General features: G+C 30.4%; 18 protein-coding genes. 6 read left to right on the forward strand and 12 right to left on the reverse strand.

The window, feature by feature from the left end:
• Window position 1 precedes the first annotated feature (1 nt).
• The 4 genes from D6200_RS00515 (at window position 2) to D6200_RS00530 (ending at window position 3,613) form a co-directional block, all read left to right on the forward strand.
• The gene (locus D6200_RS00515; RefSeq protein WP_073181338.1) at window positions 2–778 is read left to right on the forward strand and encodes an SDR family oxidoreductase; all 777 of its coding nucleotides are present in this window, start codon (window positions 2–4) and stop codon (window positions 776–778) included.
• Between the two features lie 97 nt (window positions 779–875).
• Window positions 876–1,403 (forward strand): 3-hydroxyanthranilate 3,4-dioxygenase, encoded by a 528-nt coding sequence (locus D6200_RS00520; RefSeq protein WP_047789336.1) that lies wholly within the window; start codon window positions 876–878, stop codon window positions 1,401–1,403.
• 20 nt (window positions 1,404–1,423) lie between these two features.
• Window positions 1,424–2,509, forward strand: a complete 1,086-nt coding sequence (locus D6200_RS00525; RefSeq protein ID WP_073181337.1) for an amidohydrolase family protein — start codon at window positions 1,424–1,426, stop codon at window positions 2,507–2,509.
• Window positions 2,510–3,613: a hypothetical protein gene (locus D6200_RS00530; protein WP_047789334.1), complete on the forward strand. Its 1,104-nt coding sequence runs from the start codon at window positions 2,510–2,512 to the stop codon at window positions 3,611–3,613. It abuts the gene before it with no gap.
• On the opposite strand, the gene D6200_RS00535 is transcribed toward D6200_RS00530, so the two are convergent.
• The 4 genes from D6200_RS00535 to D6200_RS00550 form a co-directional block, all read right to left on the reverse strand.
• Complete coding sequence (locus D6200_RS00535) at window positions 3,608–5,005, reverse strand: TolC family protein (RefSeq protein WP_073181335.1); 1,398 nt, start codon at window positions 5,003–5,005, stop codon at window positions 3,608–3,610. The two genes, D6200_RS00530 and D6200_RS00535, sit on opposite strands and share 6 nt — an antisense overlap.
• A gap of 66 nt (window positions 5,006–5,071) precedes the next feature.
• Window positions 5,072–6,433, reverse strand: a complete 1,362-nt coding sequence (locus tag D6200_RS00540; RefSeq protein WP_047789332.1) for an HlyD family secretion protein — start codon at window positions 6,431–6,433, stop codon at window positions 5,072–5,074.
• Window positions 6,434–6,439: 6 nt separating this feature from the next.
• The gene (locus D6200_RS00545) at window positions 6,440–8,110 is read right to left on the reverse strand and encodes a peptidase domain-containing ABC transporter (protein ID WP_073181333.1); all 1,671 of its coding nucleotides are present in this window, start codon (window positions 8,108–8,110) and stop codon (window positions 6,440–6,442) included.
• Window positions 8,094–8,780, reverse strand: coding sequence for a TetR/AcrR family transcriptional regulator (locus tag D6200_RS00550; protein WP_047789330.1), 687 nt, complete (start codon window positions 8,778–8,780; stop codon window positions 8,094–8,096). Before D6200_RS00550 ends, D6200_RS00545 begins: the two co-directional genes overlap by 17 nt.
• A gap of 187 nt (window positions 8,781–8,967) precedes the next feature.
• Between D6200_RS00550 and D6200_RS00555 the strand changes: the two genes are divergently transcribed.
• The gene (locus tag D6200_RS00555) at window positions 8,968–10,506 is read left to right on the forward strand and encodes a peptide MFS transporter (RefSeq protein WP_125064356.1); all 1,539 of its coding nucleotides are present in this window, start codon (window positions 8,968–8,970) and stop codon (window positions 10,504–10,506) included.
• Between the two features lie 57 nt (window positions 10,507–10,563).
• On the opposite strand, the gene D6200_RS00560 is transcribed toward D6200_RS00555, so the two are convergent.
• From D6200_RS00560 to rsfS, 6 genes are read right to left on the reverse strand one after another with little or no spacing between them, the layout of a single operon-like run.
• Window positions 10,564–11,196: a YceI family protein gene (locus D6200_RS00560; protein ID WP_073181331.1), complete on the reverse strand. Its 633-nt coding sequence runs from the start codon at window positions 11,194–11,196 to the stop codon at window positions 10,564–10,566.
• 5 nt (window positions 11,197–11,201) lie between these two features.
• A complete protein-coding gene (locus tag D6200_RS00565; RefSeq protein WP_073181329.1) occupies window positions 11,202–11,459 on the reverse strand; it encodes an acyl-CoA-binding protein in 258 nt (85 codons plus the stop codon).
• A gap of 26 nt (window positions 11,460–11,485) precedes the next feature.
• Window positions 11,486–12,280, reverse strand: a complete 795-nt coding sequence (locus tag D6200_RS00570; protein ID WP_047789326.1) for a phosphatidate cytidylyltransferase — start codon at window positions 12,278–12,280, stop codon at window positions 11,486–11,488.
• A 3-nt stretch (window positions 12,281–12,283) separates the two neighbouring features.
• Window positions 12,284–12,874, reverse strand: a complete 591-nt coding sequence (locus D6200_RS00575; protein ID WP_073181327.1) for a hypothetical protein — start codon at window positions 12,872–12,874, stop codon at window positions 12,284–12,286.
• A gap of 11 nt (window positions 12,875–12,885) precedes the next feature.
• Window positions 12,886–14,811 carry an ATP-dependent zinc metalloprotease FtsH gene (ftsH, locus tag D6200_RS00580; protein ID WP_047789324.1) on the reverse strand — a complete coding sequence of 642 codons (1,926 nt, stop codon included), beginning with the start codon at window positions 14,809–14,811 and terminating at the stop codon, window positions 12,886–12,888.
• A 25-nt stretch (window positions 14,812–14,836) separates the two neighbouring features.
• Window positions 14,837–15,205 (reverse strand): ribosome silencing factor, encoded by a 369-nt coding sequence (gene rsfS, locus D6200_RS00585; RefSeq protein ID WP_047789323.1) that lies wholly within the window; start codon window positions 15,203–15,205, stop codon window positions 14,837–14,839.
• 86 nt (window positions 15,206–15,291) lie between these two features.
• Here rsfS and D6200_RS00590 point away from each other — a divergent pair, with 86 nt between their 5' ends.
• Complete coding sequence (locus tag D6200_RS00590) at window positions 15,292–16,029, forward strand: biotin--[acetyl-CoA-carboxylase] ligase (RefSeq protein WP_073181325.1); 738 nt, start codon at window positions 15,292–15,294, stop codon at window positions 16,027–16,029.
• Here D6200_RS00590 and D6200_RS00595 read toward each other — a convergent pair.
• Window positions 16,024–16,413: an orotate phosphoribosyltransferase gene (locus tag D6200_RS00595; RefSeq protein ID WP_047789390.1), complete on the reverse strand. Its 390-nt coding sequence runs from the start codon at window positions 16,411–16,413 to the stop codon at window positions 16,024–16,026. The genes D6200_RS00590 and D6200_RS00595 overlap by 6 nt on opposite strands.
• 10 nt (window positions 16,414–16,423) lie before the next feature.
• The gene (gene pyrE, locus D6200_RS00600; RefSeq protein ID WP_047789321.1) at window positions 16,424–17,074 is read right to left on the reverse strand and encodes an orotate phosphoribosyltransferase; all 651 of its coding nucleotides are present in this window, start codon (window positions 17,072–17,074) and stop codon (window positions 16,424–16,426) included.

Here is a 17,074-nt window from a genome sequence, read left to right on the forward strand (position 1 = left end):
GATGAATTTAGAGATACAACATAAAAATGCCTTAGTATGTGGTAGTACGCAAGGAATAGGAAAAGCAGCAGCAATACAATTAGCCCAAGAAGGAGTAAATGTAACCTTAGTGGCTCGTAGTGAAGAAAAGCTGAAAGCTGTGTTGACAGAATTACCAAACAATAAACAAAATCATGGGTATTTAGTTGCTGATTTCACCAATCCAGTAGATTTAAAAGAGAAATTAGAAGCGATTAACTTACAGTTTCATATTTTGGTGAATAATACAGGAGGACCTGCAGGAGGTCCAGTATTTAATGCCAAGTTAGAAGAGTTTGAACGTGCTTTTACCATGCATTTAAAATGCAATCATGTGTTGGTGCAAGCGGTAGTTCCTTTTATGAAAGAGGAAGGTTATGGTAGAGTAATTAATGTGATCTCTACATCAGTAAAACAACCGTTAGATGGTTTAGGAGTTTCAAATACCATACGTGGCGCAGTTGCCAATTGGAGTAAAACATTAGCGAATGAGTTAGGACAGTTCGGAGTTACTGTAAATAATGTATTACCTGGGGCAACAGCGACAGAACGTTTGACAGAAATTATCAATAATAAAGCCGCTAAAACAGGTAAATCGATAGAAGAGGTAGCAGAAATGATGAAAAATGCATCACCAGCAAAACGTTTTGCAAAACCTGAAGAAGTAGCTAATGCTATTGTATTTTTAGCAAGTGAAAGAGCAAGTTTTATCAACGGAATTAATGTTCCTGTTGATGGAGGAAGAACAAAATCTTTATAAAAGAGATCAAAAATAAAGACTTTTTGAAATAAGACTATTTAAGTATCTTTAAAACAATCTTAACTCTTGTGTTTAAAAGTCTAAAAATCTAAATAAAATGAGCAAGTTAGTACAACCTTTAAATTTTAAAAAGTGGATTGATGAAAATCGTCATTTATTAAAACCACCAGTTGGAAATAAACAAGTTTGGGATAATGGGGAGTATATCGTAATGGTTGTTGGAGGACCTAACAATCGTAAAGATTATCACTACAATGAAACTCCAGAATTTTTCTATCAGTTAGAAGGAGATATGGTACTGAAAATTATTGATGATAAGGGTGAAATGATTGATGTTGAAATTAATGAAGGAGATATTTATTTGTTACCAGGGAAGGTGCCACACTCACCACAACGTAAAGCGAATACAGTAGGTTTAGTTATTGAATATCCACGTGATGAAGGAATGATGGATGCCTTGGAATGGTATTGTGAAAATTGTGGACATCAATTATACCGAGAAGAATTTGCTTTAGATAATATTGAAACTGATATGCCAATAATTTTTGATAAGTACTATTCTGACAAAGAGAAATGTACTTGTGATAAATGTGGTACTGTGATGGAAGCACCAAACAAAGCATAAATTTTGCAATAGAAACTAAAATGAAAAAACGCAAATTAAGAATAAACGGACATTCGCATTTATTGCCTTATCCAGAGCAAATTCCGCAGTTTATGAAAGACAAAGGGATTTTTTGGGTAGATAAGGATAGAAAATTCATGTTACAAAAAGACTGGAGTCGTCCCGTGACGGATTCTAGTTTCTTTTTAGATGAAAAACTAGCATGGATGGAACATTTTAAAATTGATCATGCTGTGGTATTAAATCTGTCTCAATTATACGGAAATGGTTTGCGCTTAGAAGAGATGAAACAGGCCTTACGTTTTCAAAACGATTTTAATGCGCGTGTACAACATGAAAATCCGTCGAAATTCACAACAGGTTTTGTAGTACATCCAGGGTTTGTTCGTGGTGCTTTATGGGAGATAGAACGTTGTGTTGAGGTGTTAGGAATGCGTTTATTATGTTTACCTACACACTATATGGACACCATCGGTACTTGGCGTTGTATTTTTGATGAAGAAAACGAACCTATTTTTGAGCTAGCAGATAAGTATAATTTAGCAGTTGAAATTCATCCGTATGATGGAGAGAAGTTCATCAAACTACAAAATACAAGTTGGCGTTTTCACTTAATTTGGATGTTGGCACAATGCGCAGATGCCTATCACTTTTTAACGTTAAATGGATATTATGAAAAATATCCTAATATGCGAGTTTGTTTTGCGCATGGAGGTCAGTTAGCACAAATGAATTTAGGGCGTCGTATTCAAGGATTTGATGGAAGACCTGATTTGTTTGAAGGAAAACAACACCCTCGTAAAGCTGTAGGACATAAAAACATCTTCTTTGATACATTGGTTCATGATACTGGTTCTTTGGATTTGTTGATTAAAAATCAAGGATCTAAACAAGTATTAATAGGGCTGGATGATCCATATCCACTAGGAGAGATGGAGAGTGAAATTCAATCATCATATCCAGGGAAAATTTTAGATTTAGCTATTGATAGAAAGATTATTAATGAGCAAGAGAAAGACGAAATGTGGGAAGATAATGTATTACAGTGGTTGTTTGGAGATGATAAAAAAGCGAAAAAAGATTTAGTATCTAAAATTTTACAATAAATGGCTGAAGTAACACAGTTTCATAACCTATTACATACGTGTATTTCTTTTATTGGAGCTGTGTTATTATTAGCAATCTACTATAATATTACAAAGCGATTTAAAGAAGTTTTAGAAGAAGGAAATTCAATTAAAAGAGTTGATAAAGGCTTGTTGTATTTTAGCTTTGGAATGTTGGTTTGGGTGGTTTCTGGTATTTGGGCACTTTCTGCAAGTTATTTTACTTTTGAAAAAACAACAATTCATCAAGTAGGAATAAACATTCTGTCTACAATAAATAACTTATTTTGGTTAATGGCATTATATTATGTGCACGATGCCCCCCAATTTATTTATAGAAATGAAAAGAATGTAAAAATTATAGCGATTATAATTGTTATTGTGGCTTCCATAACTTTATCATTTTCTTTTTTATATGGTAATGATTTTTATTACGGAATAAAAATAGCAGCACTTCCAGATGTTTTACTAACAACTTTTTTATGTTTTTTAATGGGAGTTTCTTTTTACAAGACTTTTATGCATCGAGACTTAAAGTTGGTAGCTTTTATATCAGTTATAGTAATCTTTTTGTTGTTCGTTTCCCAATTGTCGGACATTTTTATTGGTTTTGATAATGAATTTGCAAATCAATTAATTAGGGTTGTAGCAAAAACATCGTTAGTATCGGTTTTTTTAGTATTGGCAACAAGTTGGGTAATACAACTGGCTCATACACCAAAACCTAATGAAATGAAAATTCAGTTTTTAGACTGGTCACTGATAAAGCTTACCATTCCATCTAAAGGAATAGTCAATGCTAAAGTAGATTTTGGCTCAAAAACAACACAGTATAAAAACCTACTAACATTTGCTTATAGAAGAAAGTTTTTAGAGGCGGAAAAACAATCAATTATAGTTAATTCAGGAGGTGATATAAAAAGTCAAACCTACGTTACACGAATTATAGATAATATAAATTCAATTTTAAACCTAGAAGAAGAAAAATTAGATCGTAAAGATCTAATTACGTTTGTAGGTGAAAGTAAATATCGTTTGCGAATTCTTCCTGAGCATATAATTATTGATGAAGCATTGTTAGAAGAGTACAAACAACAATTATAAATTATTTAGCTCTCCTATAAGCTTTATGAGTTTTCCTTTAGTTTTAGCGTATTCGTACTGGTTTTTAATTTCTTTCAATTTACTTTCTATTAATTTTACTTCTCTATAGTTAATTAAAAAAATAGAGCTTTCTCCTAAAGAAAATTTACGTTCTTCACTCTTTACAATTGTATGATAGTCTTTCACAAGGTTTTTTAAAATATCATTTTGTTTTTTGTATGATGTAATTTTTTGCTTGGTAGCCGTTATTTTGTTTTGTAAAGAAACTTTAGTTGATGCAATTTCAAAGTCGATATCTTGTAGTTTTAGCTTAGCAAGTTTTAAATCTCCTCTAGATTTACGCAAGAATAGAGGAATGCTAACTTGAAGAGAATTTTTATAATTAGCGGTGCTAAAAGCATCAAAATTATCCACTTTTGAAGCAAGGAAGTTATACTGAAAATCTACTTTAGGTAATAGGTTGTTTACTTTTAGTTGCTTATTTATTTCTAGGTTTCTTTTCTTTAACTCTAGTAACTTTAACTTAGGATGGTTTTCAAACTCATTATCAAATAAGGTGGTTACAGAAGTATTTAGAATAATATCAATATTAGAAAAAGTGCTACTATCAGGAATTATTTCCTCTTTTATTTCCATAGGAATATTATTGCCTATCCATAAATAATTAGAAAGCTCTAACTTAGATTTAATGTATTTAATATTTGCTTTTTCTAGGTCTAACTTTCTGTTTTTTAAATTGATGTTAGCTTCTAAAGTATCAATAGCTGGTTTATCACCTGCTGTAAAACTTTTTTTTATGTTCTTTAGTCTGATATCAGCATTGGCATAATAATCTTTATAAATATTATAACTTTGGTAGTACTGTAACCAGTTTAAATAGGTGTTGATGGCTTCAAATAAAATATCGTTAACGAGTAACTGTTGTTCTAGTTTACCTTGCTGTGTGTAGAGTTTAGCTTGTTTTAAAGTAGCCATTCTTTTATTAATGAATAAGTTTTTTGCTAAAGAAACCGATACACCAACATTATATAGTCCTTTTTCTGGAGTATTGTGTTCAGGGTTTAAATATTGACCAGAATTATTCTCATAACTACCTTTTAGTTCTATTCCATACCAAGTCGGAATTTTAAAGGTTGAGTTTAACTTTTTGTAATAGTCTTTACCTTTAAACTCTTTTCTGTCGTAATCTACTTCTATTTTAGGGTCAAAACCACCTCTAGCTTTTAATAATTTAGCCTCATTGGTACTTGTAATAAGTTCCGCTTGTTTAATAACGGGATGGTGTTTCTTTACATAACCTAAATACTCTTCTAAACTAAGTTGAGTACTTAAATTATCTTGTGCTGTAGCTATAAAGCTTAGTAACAAAAAAAGGATGTATAGCCTTTTCATTTAGTTGTCTTTTTAATTGTTAGTTAGAGTGATGTTTTAACTTGCTTTAATCTACTAAGAAGTTTATTATTCCTCTTTTTTAGCTTTTTTATCACCTCCTTTGTTATCTGGTTGATAAAAGTTGGGAGGAAAGCTATTAATTTGTCTCCATAACTCAAACCAAATAGGTACATTTTCTAATAAAGCAATAGTTTTTGCACCTGAACCTACTCTAATGGCTTTCGGCCAAGGTTCTTCTTTTTCATTAGGAACAATTAGAACACGGTATTTTCCATTGCTACTAATAAAGTTTTCAATAGCTACAATTTTAGCACCATAAGTTCCGTATGATACATTAGGCCAGCCACTAAAAACCATTGCGGGCCAACCATCAAACTCAACACGTACCTCTTCACCAATATGAATTAGAGGTAAATCTATAGGTTGTATATACATTTCAACAGCTAAATCGTAATTTGCAGGCATAATGTTTACTAATTTTTCACCTTCTTTAAAAGTTTCACCAATACCAGATTTTATAGCTTTATTAATGTAACCGTCTTGTGGAGCAGTAATAAATAATAAAGAGCTTCGCTTGTTGTAATTAGCTAAGCTAGTTTCAAGTTTTGAAACTTGAACATCAGCTTCATAAGCACCAGATTGTGCACTATACAAGCTGCTTTCTGTTTTAGATAATTTATCAGCATAAGAAGCTTGTGTACTACTAATAGCTAATTGTGCATTAATAATATTGTTTTTAGAAGTAAAGAATTTGTTTTCTTGAGAAATTAATTTAGCGGATAACTCTTGAAGTTTTGCTCTTTTTTCTTCAACATCCTTTACAGCTTTTAAACCTTCTTTTTCTAAGGTAACAGTTCTATCAAATTGAGTTTGAGCTATTTTTTGCTTAATTTTAATAGCTTCAAAATCAATACTATCACTTTTAGCTTTTAAGTAGGCTTGTTTTAATTTGTTTTTTGCTTGCTCTAGTTTTAATTTACGTTCTCTTTTAATAGCTATAATCTGATTTTGCAAGGCACTAATCTTATTGTTATATGCTTTAGCAGAAAGTGTTTTAGAGTTTAACTGTTTACCAGTTCTTTCGGCAAGCTTAGTATCAAAATAACCACTTTTTATCTCAGAAATTCTTAAAATAGTATCTCCTTTTTTAACAAAATCACCTTCTTGTACAAACCATTCTTCTATACGCCCAGGTATTTGAGATTGTAATGTTTGTGGTCTTTGGTTAGGTTTTAACGTAGTAACAAGCCCTTCGCTAGATACATTTTGTGTCCAGGGTAGAAATAAAATGATTATTAAAATTACAGAAAAAACTAATAAAAAGCTTTTAAATAACTTATGATACTCTTTGTTAAAAATTTCTTTTCCAGATTTGAATTTCGTAATATCTATTTGGTCCGAAACTGTATTTTTTGATATATTTAACATGATTACTTACGATTTAAAGTTAGTAATACTGCCTTTTTCAAGGGTAATTTGTTTATTACATTTTTCTTTCCAATGTTCATTACGGCTAACGATAATTAAGCTCCATGGTTGAGAAACATTAGTAATAAAATCGATAATTTTCTTAGCTTCATTTTTTTCAAATTGGTCTAGAGGGTCTTCTAAAATAAGTAGTTTAGGTCTTTTAATAATAGCCCTTGAAAGGATGATTTTTTTTGCTACAGTATAGGCAATAAGTTTTCCTTCAGGTTTTAAATAAGTATCTAAACCTTTAGGTTGCTGCTTTAAAAATTCTGTTAATCCCACAACTTTAAAGATGCTATATATTTCTTCATCAGTTATTGAAGAGTCACCAAAAGTTATATTTTCTCTAATAGTTCCTTTAAAAGGAGTTTCTTCAGAAAGAGACAAGCCTAAGTTAGATCTGTAATTATTAATAAAAATGCCCTTTAAAGATAAATCATTTACAAATATATTACCAGAAGTAGGCTCTATTAAACCAGAGATAAGTTGAATTAAACTAGATTTTCCTGAGTTGCTACTTCCTTGAATTAAAATTCTATCTTGTGGATTAATTTCAAATGAAATTTTATTTATGACAGGTTTTTGTCTATTATTTACAATGTAGGAAACATCTTGAAGTTCAATTTTAAAAGGCTTATCTTTATTAATGTTACTGCCTTTTTGTGGTTCTATAGGTTTGTCAATAACTTCCCCAAGCTTTTCTATAGATGTAAGTACATCATAAAAAGATTCGAGTCCAAGTATTAGTTTCTCTACAGAATTCATAATTAAAATTATAATAATTTCTGCAGCAACAAATTGACCAATATTCATTTGTTGAGTAAGAACCAAAAAACCACCTATAAGAAGTAACCCAGCAGTAATAATAACTTTAAAACTAATCATTTGAATATATTGCATAACAAGCACTTTAAAATGACTTTCTCTAGATTTTAAATAATTATCTACTAAAATATCGCTTTTTTCAAGGGCTAACCTTGTCTTTCCTGATAATTTGAAACTTATTATAGTTCTAGCTATTTCTTGTAACCAATGAGCAACTTTATACTTGTTTTTAGATTCTTTTAAACTAGTATCTAAACCTTTTTGTGCTGTGTATTTAAATACAACATAAATTAGTAACATAACTAAAAATCCAAAAACAATAAAAAATGGATGATAAAAAGATAATAGTAATAAAGCAAAAACAATTTGTAATATGGCTGATGGAGCATCAATCAATATTTTAGAAATACCTTTTTGAATGGTTAGCGTATCAAAAAAACGATTGGCAAGTTCAGGTGGATAGTAGTTTCTTAATTCTATCATTTTAATTTTAGGAAAACGATAACTAAGCTCTATGGATGCTCTTGTAAAAATTCTTTGTTGTATGGTTTCAATAATTCTAAATTGCATTAGTTTTAATATTCCACTAAAAACAACGCCAGAAGTAACTAAGATGACTAAAACAATCCAGGAAGCTGATACTTGTGCCGCTTGTAACAAGTTTATAATGGCTTGTACTCCCAAGGGTAATGATAGTGCAACAATTCCTTCAAAAATGGCATAATATGCTATTTGTAAGGTGTCTTTTTTTTCTAGATTTATTAATCCTAGAAATCGCTGCCATGGAGTTAGTTTATTTTTCTCTTTCATTAGAAAGTACGTTTAAAGTTAGTTCAATAAAAAAGGAAGTGGTAGTTGTACTTTTATCACAATTAGTTAGTGATTTAAAATGAGATTTTACAAATTGCTGATGTAATATACCTTCAATTATAGTACTTGCAAGTGTTAATGGATGTTTATAATTATTGTTATAATTACTAATTATTTCAGCAAAACGTTTTACTACTTCTTTGTACAATTTAAAAAAACCTTCTTTATTTTCTGTATCTACTTCTTTAGTAGAGTATGATTTTGAGTTCTCGTTAATTACAATTAAGTTAAGTAATGCCTCATTAATATGTGAAAAATTATTGTCTTTCTCAGCTTTTCTAGCTAGAACTTCTATGGCTTTAATTAATTTCTCTTTTGGGTTACTAATACTGTAAGTTTCGATTACCAATAAATATTGAATCCACCCCCAATACCAAGAAGTTAAGTAAACTAAGAGTTTATGTTTACTTTCAAAGTAACGATAAATAGAACTTTCGTTAGAGCCTATTAACTTTCCTAGTTTTTTAAAATTAAAATTCTCAAAACCAATTTCTTCAATAAGTATAATACTGTTCTCTATTATTCTTTTACCCAAATCAGAGGTTTCAGGGTCTTTGATGTATATTCCTGAAGGGATCTCTATTTTTAAATTTGATAGTAAATTCTTCATAAATAAAAATTAATAGTGCAAATATAATAGTAAAACTATTAAATAAGCGTTTGTAGATATTAATAAGATGTTAATTTTTGGGTTACAAAAACTTACAAAAGCTTATTTTTTACTACAATTAACTACATACCTTTAGGTTTTAGATGTCGAAAAATATATTCGTATAAACTTAAAATTTATGGAATATATGAATTCAAGAACTGATGTTTTAGGGCATCCAAGGGGACTTTTATACTTATTTTTTGCTGAATTATGGGAACGCTTTTCTTTTTATGGAATGCGAGCTTTATTGGTGTTGTATATGACAAAACATTTGCTTTTTTCTGATGAAATGTCTTTTGGTGTGTATGCAGCATATATGTCGTTAGTGTATGTGACTCCTATGATAGGAGGTATGCTTGCTGATAAAATATTAGGATTTAGAAAAGCAATTGTTTTAGGAGGTGTGTTAATGGCGTTAGGACATTTCTTTTTGACATTTGAACATCCGATATTTTTTTATGGTTCGTTATCTTTAATTATCGTTGGAAACGGTTTTTTTAAACCCAATATATCTTCGTTTGTTGGAAAGTTATATGCTGATGGGGATAATAGGAGAGATGCAGGATTTACCATATTTTATATGGGAATTAATATTGGTGGAGCAGTAGCTCCATTATTATGTGCTTGGTTAGCTGAATTATATGGTTGGCATTATGGGTTTGTTTTGGCTGGAATAGGAATGTTGTTAGGCTTGTTAGTTTTTAAAGGTGGACTTAAGAAAAATGTTTTTGAAGATAAAGGCTTAGTACCAAATCAAGAATTATTTGATGAGAAACAATTTGGAGTAAAAAAAGGAAACTTAATAACAATTGCAGCACTTTTGTCTGTTCCTGTATTTGCATTGATAGTTTATTACCATGAGTTTGAGCATTACTTAGTTTGGATTGTTTCGTTATTTCTGATATTGTTTTTAATTAAGATTTTACGAACTGTAACTTCAAAAGAACGTAAAAAACTTTCTGTAGCTATATTTTTTACCGTTTTGTATACATTGTTTGCAGCAATTTTTGAACAAGCAGGTAGTTCACTGACTTTATTTGCAGATAGAAATGTCAACTTAGTAGGAATAAATGCAGCTCAAACAAATAGTATTAATTCTACTTTTATAATTCTAATGGCAGTCCCATTTTCAATGCTTTGGGGGTATTTGCATAAAATACATAAGAATCCAAACTCTGTTATAAAATTTGGATTAGGATTATTGTTTTTAGGGGTAGGTTTTATAACTTTTAGCTTGTCAGGTTATCAAGTTGATGAATTAGCTAAAACTCCAATGATGTATTTGATTTTAGGGTACTTTATACTAACAACAGGAGAACTGTTTTTATCTCCTATTGGATTATCTAAAATGACAGAGTTATCTCCAGTAAAGTACATTGCTTTTATAATGGGCGTATGGTTTTCAGCAAACTTTTATGGTCATTTTTTTGCAGGTAAAATAGCCAATTTAACAACAGTTGTTAACGGTAGTTTAGGAGTATTTTCTAAGGGCTTTTTTGGAAAAGTAACTGAATTATTAACCGGTTTATCATCCACAACCGTTATGGGGCAACCTGAGGTTTTTCACCAATTGTACTCATATGTTTCTGTGTATGCCAACCTAGGAGTAATATCAGTAATAATAGGTTTATTAGTCATTGCTTTTTATAAGCCTGTAAAAAAATGGATGTTTGAAGTACATTAAAACTAAAAAAGCCTCAGAAATTATTCTGAGGCTTTCAAATATATGTTTAATCGGTTTTTATTTAAAAACAGATGTAATATTTAAAGCAACTTCATCCCAAGTTTTAGAAACACCATCAGCACCTTTATGTAAGTCTTTACATGCAGTATTTAAAGACTCTAATGCTTTATTAGCTTGCCAGTCTGTAATTTTCATAGTTGCATTTAAACTAAACTTTTTTCCGTTTAATGTGTAGTTAAAAGGAAGTTTTTTACTAACACCATTCATGGTAATATTAGCATAACCAATAGAGTCATTTTCTAGAACTAATTTTCCAGAAAGTAATTCAGTTTTATCCATTACTCCAAAGAAAAACTTTTTAATTTTAAAGTCTCTACTAGTGTCTTTTGTGAAAATACTACTTACAGGAATAGAGAATTCAGCATTATTTATAGCGTCTTTAGCTGTGTTAGCTTCACCACCAGCGGTAATGTTTACTTTTTTAAATTCTCCATTCACTGGTGTTTTCTCAGTAGTTTTGTAAGCTGTCCAGTTTATAACATTGTCAGCATCTTGTAATACGAATGCAGCCTTGTTTTCTACTTTAATTTCCTTATTTGTAGTTTTTGTTTCTTTTTTTGCTTCAGATTTACAAGATGTCATTTGAAAAGCTGTAAAACAAATAACTAAAGAATAAACGATTTTTTTCATGAGGTTTATTTTATAATTGAGTTTACTAGTTTAATATATTCTTTTTTTGCTTCTGGCTCACTCATACCTCTAAGCTGCATCCAAGCATTAAATTTAAAGGCATTTCGTAAGTCACTATTATCATTAAATGTAAACCTGTCTCCTTTTACAGCTTGTTTATAGTAAGCATATAAACGTAGCATAACATCAGGAGGAAGCTTTTCCTCTAGTTTAGATGCTTTTTGATAAGCTTCTTTAAACTTTAAATCTAAATCATCTTTCATAATTGAGGTTTGTGCCTATAGATAGTTTACATTATGTAATGAATGTACAAATATACGAAGGGAGCAAGGAAAAACAAGCTGTCTAGCCTATCTAATAAGCCTCCATGACCTGGCATAATTGTACCACTATCTTTCACGTTAGCTTGTCTTTTAAACTTAGATTCTACTAAATCCCCTAAAGAACCAAAAATAGCAACTATGATAGCAATGACTATCCAGTTTAAGATAGAAAAAATTCCAGAGTATTGACCAATAGCAAAACCTGCAATTATTGAAAATAATAAACCGCCTATAAACCCTTCAATTGTTTTTTTAGGAGATACTTTTTCAAATAATTTTCGTTTTCCAAAATTTTTACCCACTAAAAAGGCAAAACTATCATTAGTCCAAATAATAAATATTATATAAATAACTATGTTTGGATGATAAGAACCATTAATGAAAGGAAGGTTCATTAAGAAGTAAAATGGTAATACTAAATATATAACTTGTAAAAAAAGTTTTTTAGCTAAAGTATCTGTTTTAATTAGTTTGGAGCTAATAAGTAAATAAATCAAAGCAGTAGATCCAACTATAGTAATGCCAAATAAAAAATCAGTGTACTTAAAAGTTGTATTCTTAAAAGTTAAATAAACAACACTAGCTAAAAGTATATATGGAATTATATTTTTTGTTTGTATAATTTTAGAAAGTTCCCAAATACAAACAGTAGCAAACAAAGCAAGTAATCCTATGTATGTTTCTGCAGAAAAAAGAATAGCAGAAATAAATAGAATAGCATAAACAAGTGCGGAAAGACTTCTTACAAAAAGGTTAGACATATTTTAAAGGTCTTCAAAGAGCAGCAAATATAAATCTTTTGTGTTATTATTACCATAACTCAAAAAATTATCATCCTCAACTTCAAATTTATAATTCTTAACAGAACTGATATTTGTTGGAATATTACCGCTAAAATGTGTTTTAATACCTGTTAATCCTTCTCCAGTGTTTTTTACAAGCTGGCTCGTAGTTGCATAAACTATAAAATGTTTAGAAAGAGAAGCTATTTTATGACTGCCTAATTGATTGGATGAAAATAAAATTTCTCCTTTATCGGCAATTAAATGTTCACAAGAAGTAAAAAAAGGTACAGATTCTGAGGAATAGTTTTGTACAGAAATATCAATTTTTTCAGTAATCTTTAATAAATCAAAATCGGTACAAGTAATTTTGCGCCAATTGTTTTCTTGTAAGATGTTCTTTAAATTATTACTTACTTCGTTTATTGATGTACAGTATAAAAATTTTCCTCCTTTATTAATAAAATGATGAACAAAAGAATCATCTAAAGACAAATAAACTTCTTGTTCGTTGGCTTTTTTTTCTTTAGATGATTCTTGATATATTTTAAATATTTTTTTGAAAAAATTCATTAAAATAAAAACTATTCTTCTGTTGTAATTTGAGGTTTTTCTTCTTTTCCAAAAGGTCTGTCTCCAAATATTTTTACTAAATCGTCTTTAAATATAACTTCTTTTTCAAGTAATAAATCAGCTAATTCAGTTAATTTATCTCTGTTTTGATCTAGTATGTCAACAGCTCTTTTGTATTGATTCTCTATTATTTCAGAGATTTCTTCATCAATTTTTTGTGCAGTTGCTTCACTGTATGGTTTTACAAATGAATCATTACCTGAAGAATCATAGTAAGTAACGTTTCCTACTTTATCATTTAAGCCATAAACAGTAACCATAGCTCGAGCTTGTTTAGTAACCTTTTCTAAATCACTTAACGCTCCAGTTGAGATTTTATTAAAAATTAGTTTTTCAGCTGCTCTACCTCCCATAGTAGCACACATCTCATCAAGCATTTGTTCTGTTTGAACAATTTTTCTCTCTTCAGGAAGGTACCAAGCAGCTCCTAACGATTGACCACGAGGAACAATAGTTACTTTTACTAAAGGGGCAGCATGTTCTAACATCCAACTAACAGTTGCGTGACCAGCTTCATGAAAAGCAATTACTTTCTTTTCTTTAGGAGTAATAACCTTATTTTTCTTTTCTAATCCACCTACGATTCTATCAACAGCATCTAAAAAGTCTTGATGTTCAATAGCTTCTTTACCTTTTCTAGCAGCAATTAAAGCGGCTTCATTACACAAGTTAGCGATATCTGCACCTGAGAATCCAGGTGTTTGTTGTGCTAAAAATTCTAAATCGGCATTAGCAGCTAATTTCAAAGGTTTAATGTGAACCTCAAAAATTTCTCTACGTTCGTGTAGGTCTGGTAAGTCAACATAAATTTGACGATCAAAACGACCAGCACGCATCAAAGCTTTGTCTAATACATCAGCGCGGTTGGTAGCAGCTAATACAATTACATTAGTATCAGTACCAAAACCATCCATTTCAGTTAATAATTGGTTTAAGGTATTCTCACGTTCGTCATTACCACCAGTCATACTGTTCTTACCTCTAGCACGTCCAATAGCATCAATTTCATCAATAAAAATGATTGAAGGAGATTTTTGTTGTGCTTGTTTAAATAAGTCACGTACACGTGAGGCACCAACACCAACAAACATTTCAACAAAATCTGAACCAGATAAAGAGAAAAAAGGAACTCCAGCTTCACCAGCAACAGCTTTTGCTAATAAGGTTTTACCTGTACCAGGAGGTCCTACTAATAAAGCTCCTTTAGGAATTTTACCTCCTAATTTGGTGTATTTTTCAGGGCTCTTTAAGAAGTCTACAATTTCTTGAACTTCTTCTTTAGCACCTTCTAAGCCAGCTACATTTTTAAAGGTAGTTTTAACTTTAGTGTTTTCGTCAAAAAGCTTAGCTTTAGATTTACCAATGTTAAAAATTTGCCCTCCAGCACCACCGCCTCCAGCAGCACCAGACATTCTTCTCATAAAGAAAAGCCAAATAACAATCAATAAAATAAAAGGAAGGAAGCTAATAATGGTATCCATCATGCTAGTCCTTTCAACATTAACTTTATCGAAGTCAAGATTTTTATCCTCTTTTTCTTTGTTAATTTCATTTTCAAAATTTTGTAAATCACCAAAGTTGTAAGTGTAAAGAGGAGATCCTTTTCTGTAAAATGGAGAATCTGCTAGTTTTTTATGCTCTTCTTTTTTCTCAGCTTCAGGCTTTAAAAATATTTGAGCAACATTATTGTTTTCTACAACGATTTCTTTAATATCGTTTGCTTGAAGAATTTTGGTAAACTCGTTTTTTGTAATATTACGAGAACCTAAATTACCAGAATTAAAAAAGCTTAATCCTAGTAGGATAACTATTATTGGTATGTATAGCCAAAATGAATTAAAACTAAATTTTGGCGCATTTTTTTTATTATCACTCATAAAAAGGTGTATAAAATGTTAGCAATTATGCTGGGTTGATTTCTGTAATTTTTGCATCTCCCCAAAGGCTTTCAATATCGTAAAATTCACGAACTTGTTTTTGAAAGATGTGTACAACAACATTTACGTAATCCATAAGAACCCATTCAGAGTTTCCTTGCCCTTCAATGTGCCAAGGTTTATCTTTTAGTTCTTTACTTACTATTTTTTGTACAGAGCCGGAAATGGCATTAACTTGTGTGTTCGAATTAGCAGAACAAACTACAAAATAATCACAAACAGTGTTTTCTATCTCTCTTAGATCTAGTAATTGGATATCTTCTCCTTTTACATCATCAATCCCTTTAATAATCACAGCTAAAAGATCGTCTGTGTTTGTTTGTTTTATTGTCATTAAAAAAAATTAAGTTTTAGCAAAGTTATTATTTTTTTGCGAGTAATTTATGTAATATTGATACTTGTTTTACACGCTAAATTCATATGAAAATAATCAAACTTAATGCCATCGACTCTACCAACAGTTTTTTAAAGAATATGGTGTCAAAAGTGGTAGTTGATGATTTTACGGTGGTAGTCGCAAAAACACAAACTAAAGGTAGAGGTCAAATCAATTCTGAATGGGTTGTTGAAGAGGGGAAAAACCTTACTTTTAGTGTGTTTTCAAGGTTTGTAGGGTTAAATATTCGAGAGCACAAGTACTTAAATTTTAGTGTTTCATTAAGTGTTTTTCAAGCTTTAAAAGCATTAAGAATACCAAACTTGTCGGTAAAATGGCCAAACGACATTCTGTCAGGAAATAAAAAAATAGTGGGTATATTAATTGAAAATACTCTTAAAGGGAATGATTTAGTGTCTTCTGTAATTGGTATAGGGGTCAATGTAAATCAAGCATCATTTCCCGAAAATTTACCAAATGCGTCTTCTATAAAAATGATTCTAGGAAAAGAGTTTGATTTAGAAACGTTGCTAGAAAGCATTTTAATGAAGCTAAAAGATTATTTTAATCTCTTAGAAAAAAAAGAATATGACTTACTAGAAAAGGCTTACTTAAAAGTATTGTATAAAAAAAATGTTCCAACAATGTTTAAAAATAGTCAGAACACTTTATTTATGGGGAAAATTATTGGAGTTTCAAAAAGTGGAAACCTCCAAATAGAATTAGAAAACGAAACGATTCAAGAATTTGGTTTGAAAGAAGTTTCGTTTGCTACTTTATAACTTTTCTAAATTTTCAGTTAATGTACCTATAAACTTTGTTAAAGGAGCTTTAACCATCATAGCCATCATAGCATTAAATTCGCCATTAAACTTTAAAGTAACTTTACTTTCACTATCGTTAATTTCATTAATATCAGCAGCTAATGTAAAAGGTAGTTTACTGCTTGCAGCGCCTAAAGTAACATTAGAATATTCTGTTTTTTCTTTCATGATTAAGCGAATTTCTGGCATACCTTTTAAACCAAAAATAAAGCTGTCACCATCAACCTCAAATTTTTGAGTGTTTTCAGGCATTAGTTGTTCAAAGTTTTCTAATTTAGTTAGAAATTCAAATAAATCTTTAGATGATTTTTTTACAGTAACTGTATTTCCTTCTATATTCATTGTTGTGCTGTTATTTATTGTTTTGATTCCATTCACTAGGGGCAATTCTCCAATCTTCTAATGTTCGAAGTTCTTCACTAGTAATATATTTACTATCTAAGGCTTGTTCTAATAAATGTTCATAATTACTCAAAGTAGTAAGTTCTACTTTATCATTTTTAAAATTCTCAGTGGCAATATTAAATCCGTAAGAAAAAATAGCTATCATTCCTTTTACATTGGTATGTGCTTCTTTAAGTGCTTTTACAGCATTTAAACTACTTTTTCCTGTACTAATTAAATCCTCAATCACTACAACGTTTTGACCACTTTCTATATGTCCTTCAATTTGATTTTGTCTACCATGTTTTTTGGGTTCTGGTCTAACGTACACAAAAGGTACTCCAAGTTCTTGAGCAACTAATATACCAATAGCAATAGCACCAGTAGCAACACCTGCAATAACATCAGGTTTACCGTGTTTTTCTTCTACCAGTTTAGCAATTTCTTGTTTTAAAAAGTTTCTAACAGGAGGGTATGATAGCGTGATTCTATTGTCACAGTAAATAGGTGATTTCCAGCCAGAAGCCCATGTGAAAGGTTCTTGGGGACTTAATTTTATAGCCTTAATTTGCAAAAGAAGCTCGGCAGTTTTTTTTGCTGTATCTTTGTTAAAATCCAT

Source organism: Tenacibaculum mesophilum, assembly GCF_003867075.1.
In the GTDB taxonomy this organism is placed as follows: domain Bacteria; phylum Bacteroidota; class Bacteroidia; order Flavobacteriales; family Flavobacteriaceae; genus Polaribacter; species Polaribacter mesophilus.

What these genes read in the sequence shown, in the direction of transcription:
- D6200_RS00515 (WP_073181338.1), top strand. Translation starts at nt 2, where the DNA reads ATGAATTTAGAGATACAACATAAAAATGCCTTAGTATGTGGTAGTACG.
- D6200_RS00520 (WP_047789336.1), top strand. Translation starts at nt 876, where the DNA reads ATGAGCAAGTTAGTACAACCTTTAAATTTTAAAAAGTGGATTGATGAA.
- D6200_RS00525 (WP_073181337.1), top strand. Translation starts at nt 1,424, where the DNA reads ATGAAAAAACGCAAATTAAGAATAAACGGACATTCGCATTTATTGCCT.
- D6200_RS00530 (WP_047789334.1), top strand. Translation starts at nt 2,510, where the DNA reads ATGGCTGAAGTAACACAGTTTCATAACCTATTACATACGTGTATTTCT.
- D6200_RS00535 (WP_073181335.1), bottom strand. Translation starts at nt 5,005, where the DNA reads ATGAAAAGGCTATACATCCTTTTTTTGTTACTAAGCTTTATAGCTACA.
- D6200_RS00540 (WP_047789332.1), bottom strand. Translation starts at nt 6,433, where the DNA reads ATGTTAAATATATCAAAAAATACAGTTTCGGACCAAATAGATATTACG.
- D6200_RS00545 (WP_073181333.1), bottom strand. Translation starts at nt 8,110, where the DNA reads ATGAAAGAGAAAAATAAACTAACTCCATGGCAGCGATTTCTAGGATTA.
- D6200_RS00550 (WP_047789330.1), bottom strand. Translation starts at nt 8,780, where the DNA reads ATGAAGAATTTACTATCAAATTTAAAAATAGAGATCCCTTCAGGAATA.
- D6200_RS00555 (WP_125064356.1), top strand. Translation starts at nt 8,968, where the DNA reads ATGAATTCAAGAACTGATGTTTTAGGGCATCCAAGGGGACTTTTATAC.
- D6200_RS00560 (WP_073181331.1), bottom strand. Translation starts at nt 11,196, where the DNA reads ATGAAAAAAATCGTTTATTCTTTAGTTATTTGTTTTACAGCTTTTCAA.
- D6200_RS00565 (WP_073181329.1), bottom strand. Translation starts at nt 11,459, where the DNA reads ATGAAAGATGATTTAGATTTAAAGTTTAAAGAAGCTTATCAAAAAGCA.
- D6200_RS00570 (WP_047789326.1), bottom strand. Translation starts at nt 12,280, where the DNA reads ATGTCTAACCTTTTTGTAAGAAGTCTTTCCGCACTTGTTTATGCTATT.
- D6200_RS00575 (WP_073181327.1), bottom strand. Translation starts at nt 12,874, where the DNA reads ATGAATTTTTTCAAAAAAATATTTAAAATATATCAAGAATCATCTAAA.
- ftsH (WP_047789324.1), bottom strand. Translation starts at nt 14,811, where the DNA reads ATGAGTGATAATAAAAAAAATGCGCCAAAATTTAGTTTTAATTCATTT.
- rsfS (WP_047789323.1), bottom strand. Translation starts at nt 15,205, where the DNA reads ATGACAATAAAACAAACAAACACAGACGATCTTTTAGCTGTGATTATT.
- D6200_RS00590 (WP_073181325.1), top strand. Translation starts at nt 15,292, where the DNA reads ATGAAAATAATCAAACTTAATGCCATCGACTCTACCAACAGTTTTTTA.
- D6200_RS00595 (WP_047789390.1), bottom strand. Translation starts at nt 16,413, where the DNA reads ATGAATATAGAAGGAAATACAGTTACTGTAAAAAAATCATCTAAAGAT.
- pyrE (WP_047789321.1), bottom strand. Translation starts at nt 17,074, where the DNA reads ATGGATTTTAACAAAGATACAGCAAAAAAAACTGCCGAGCTTCTTTTG.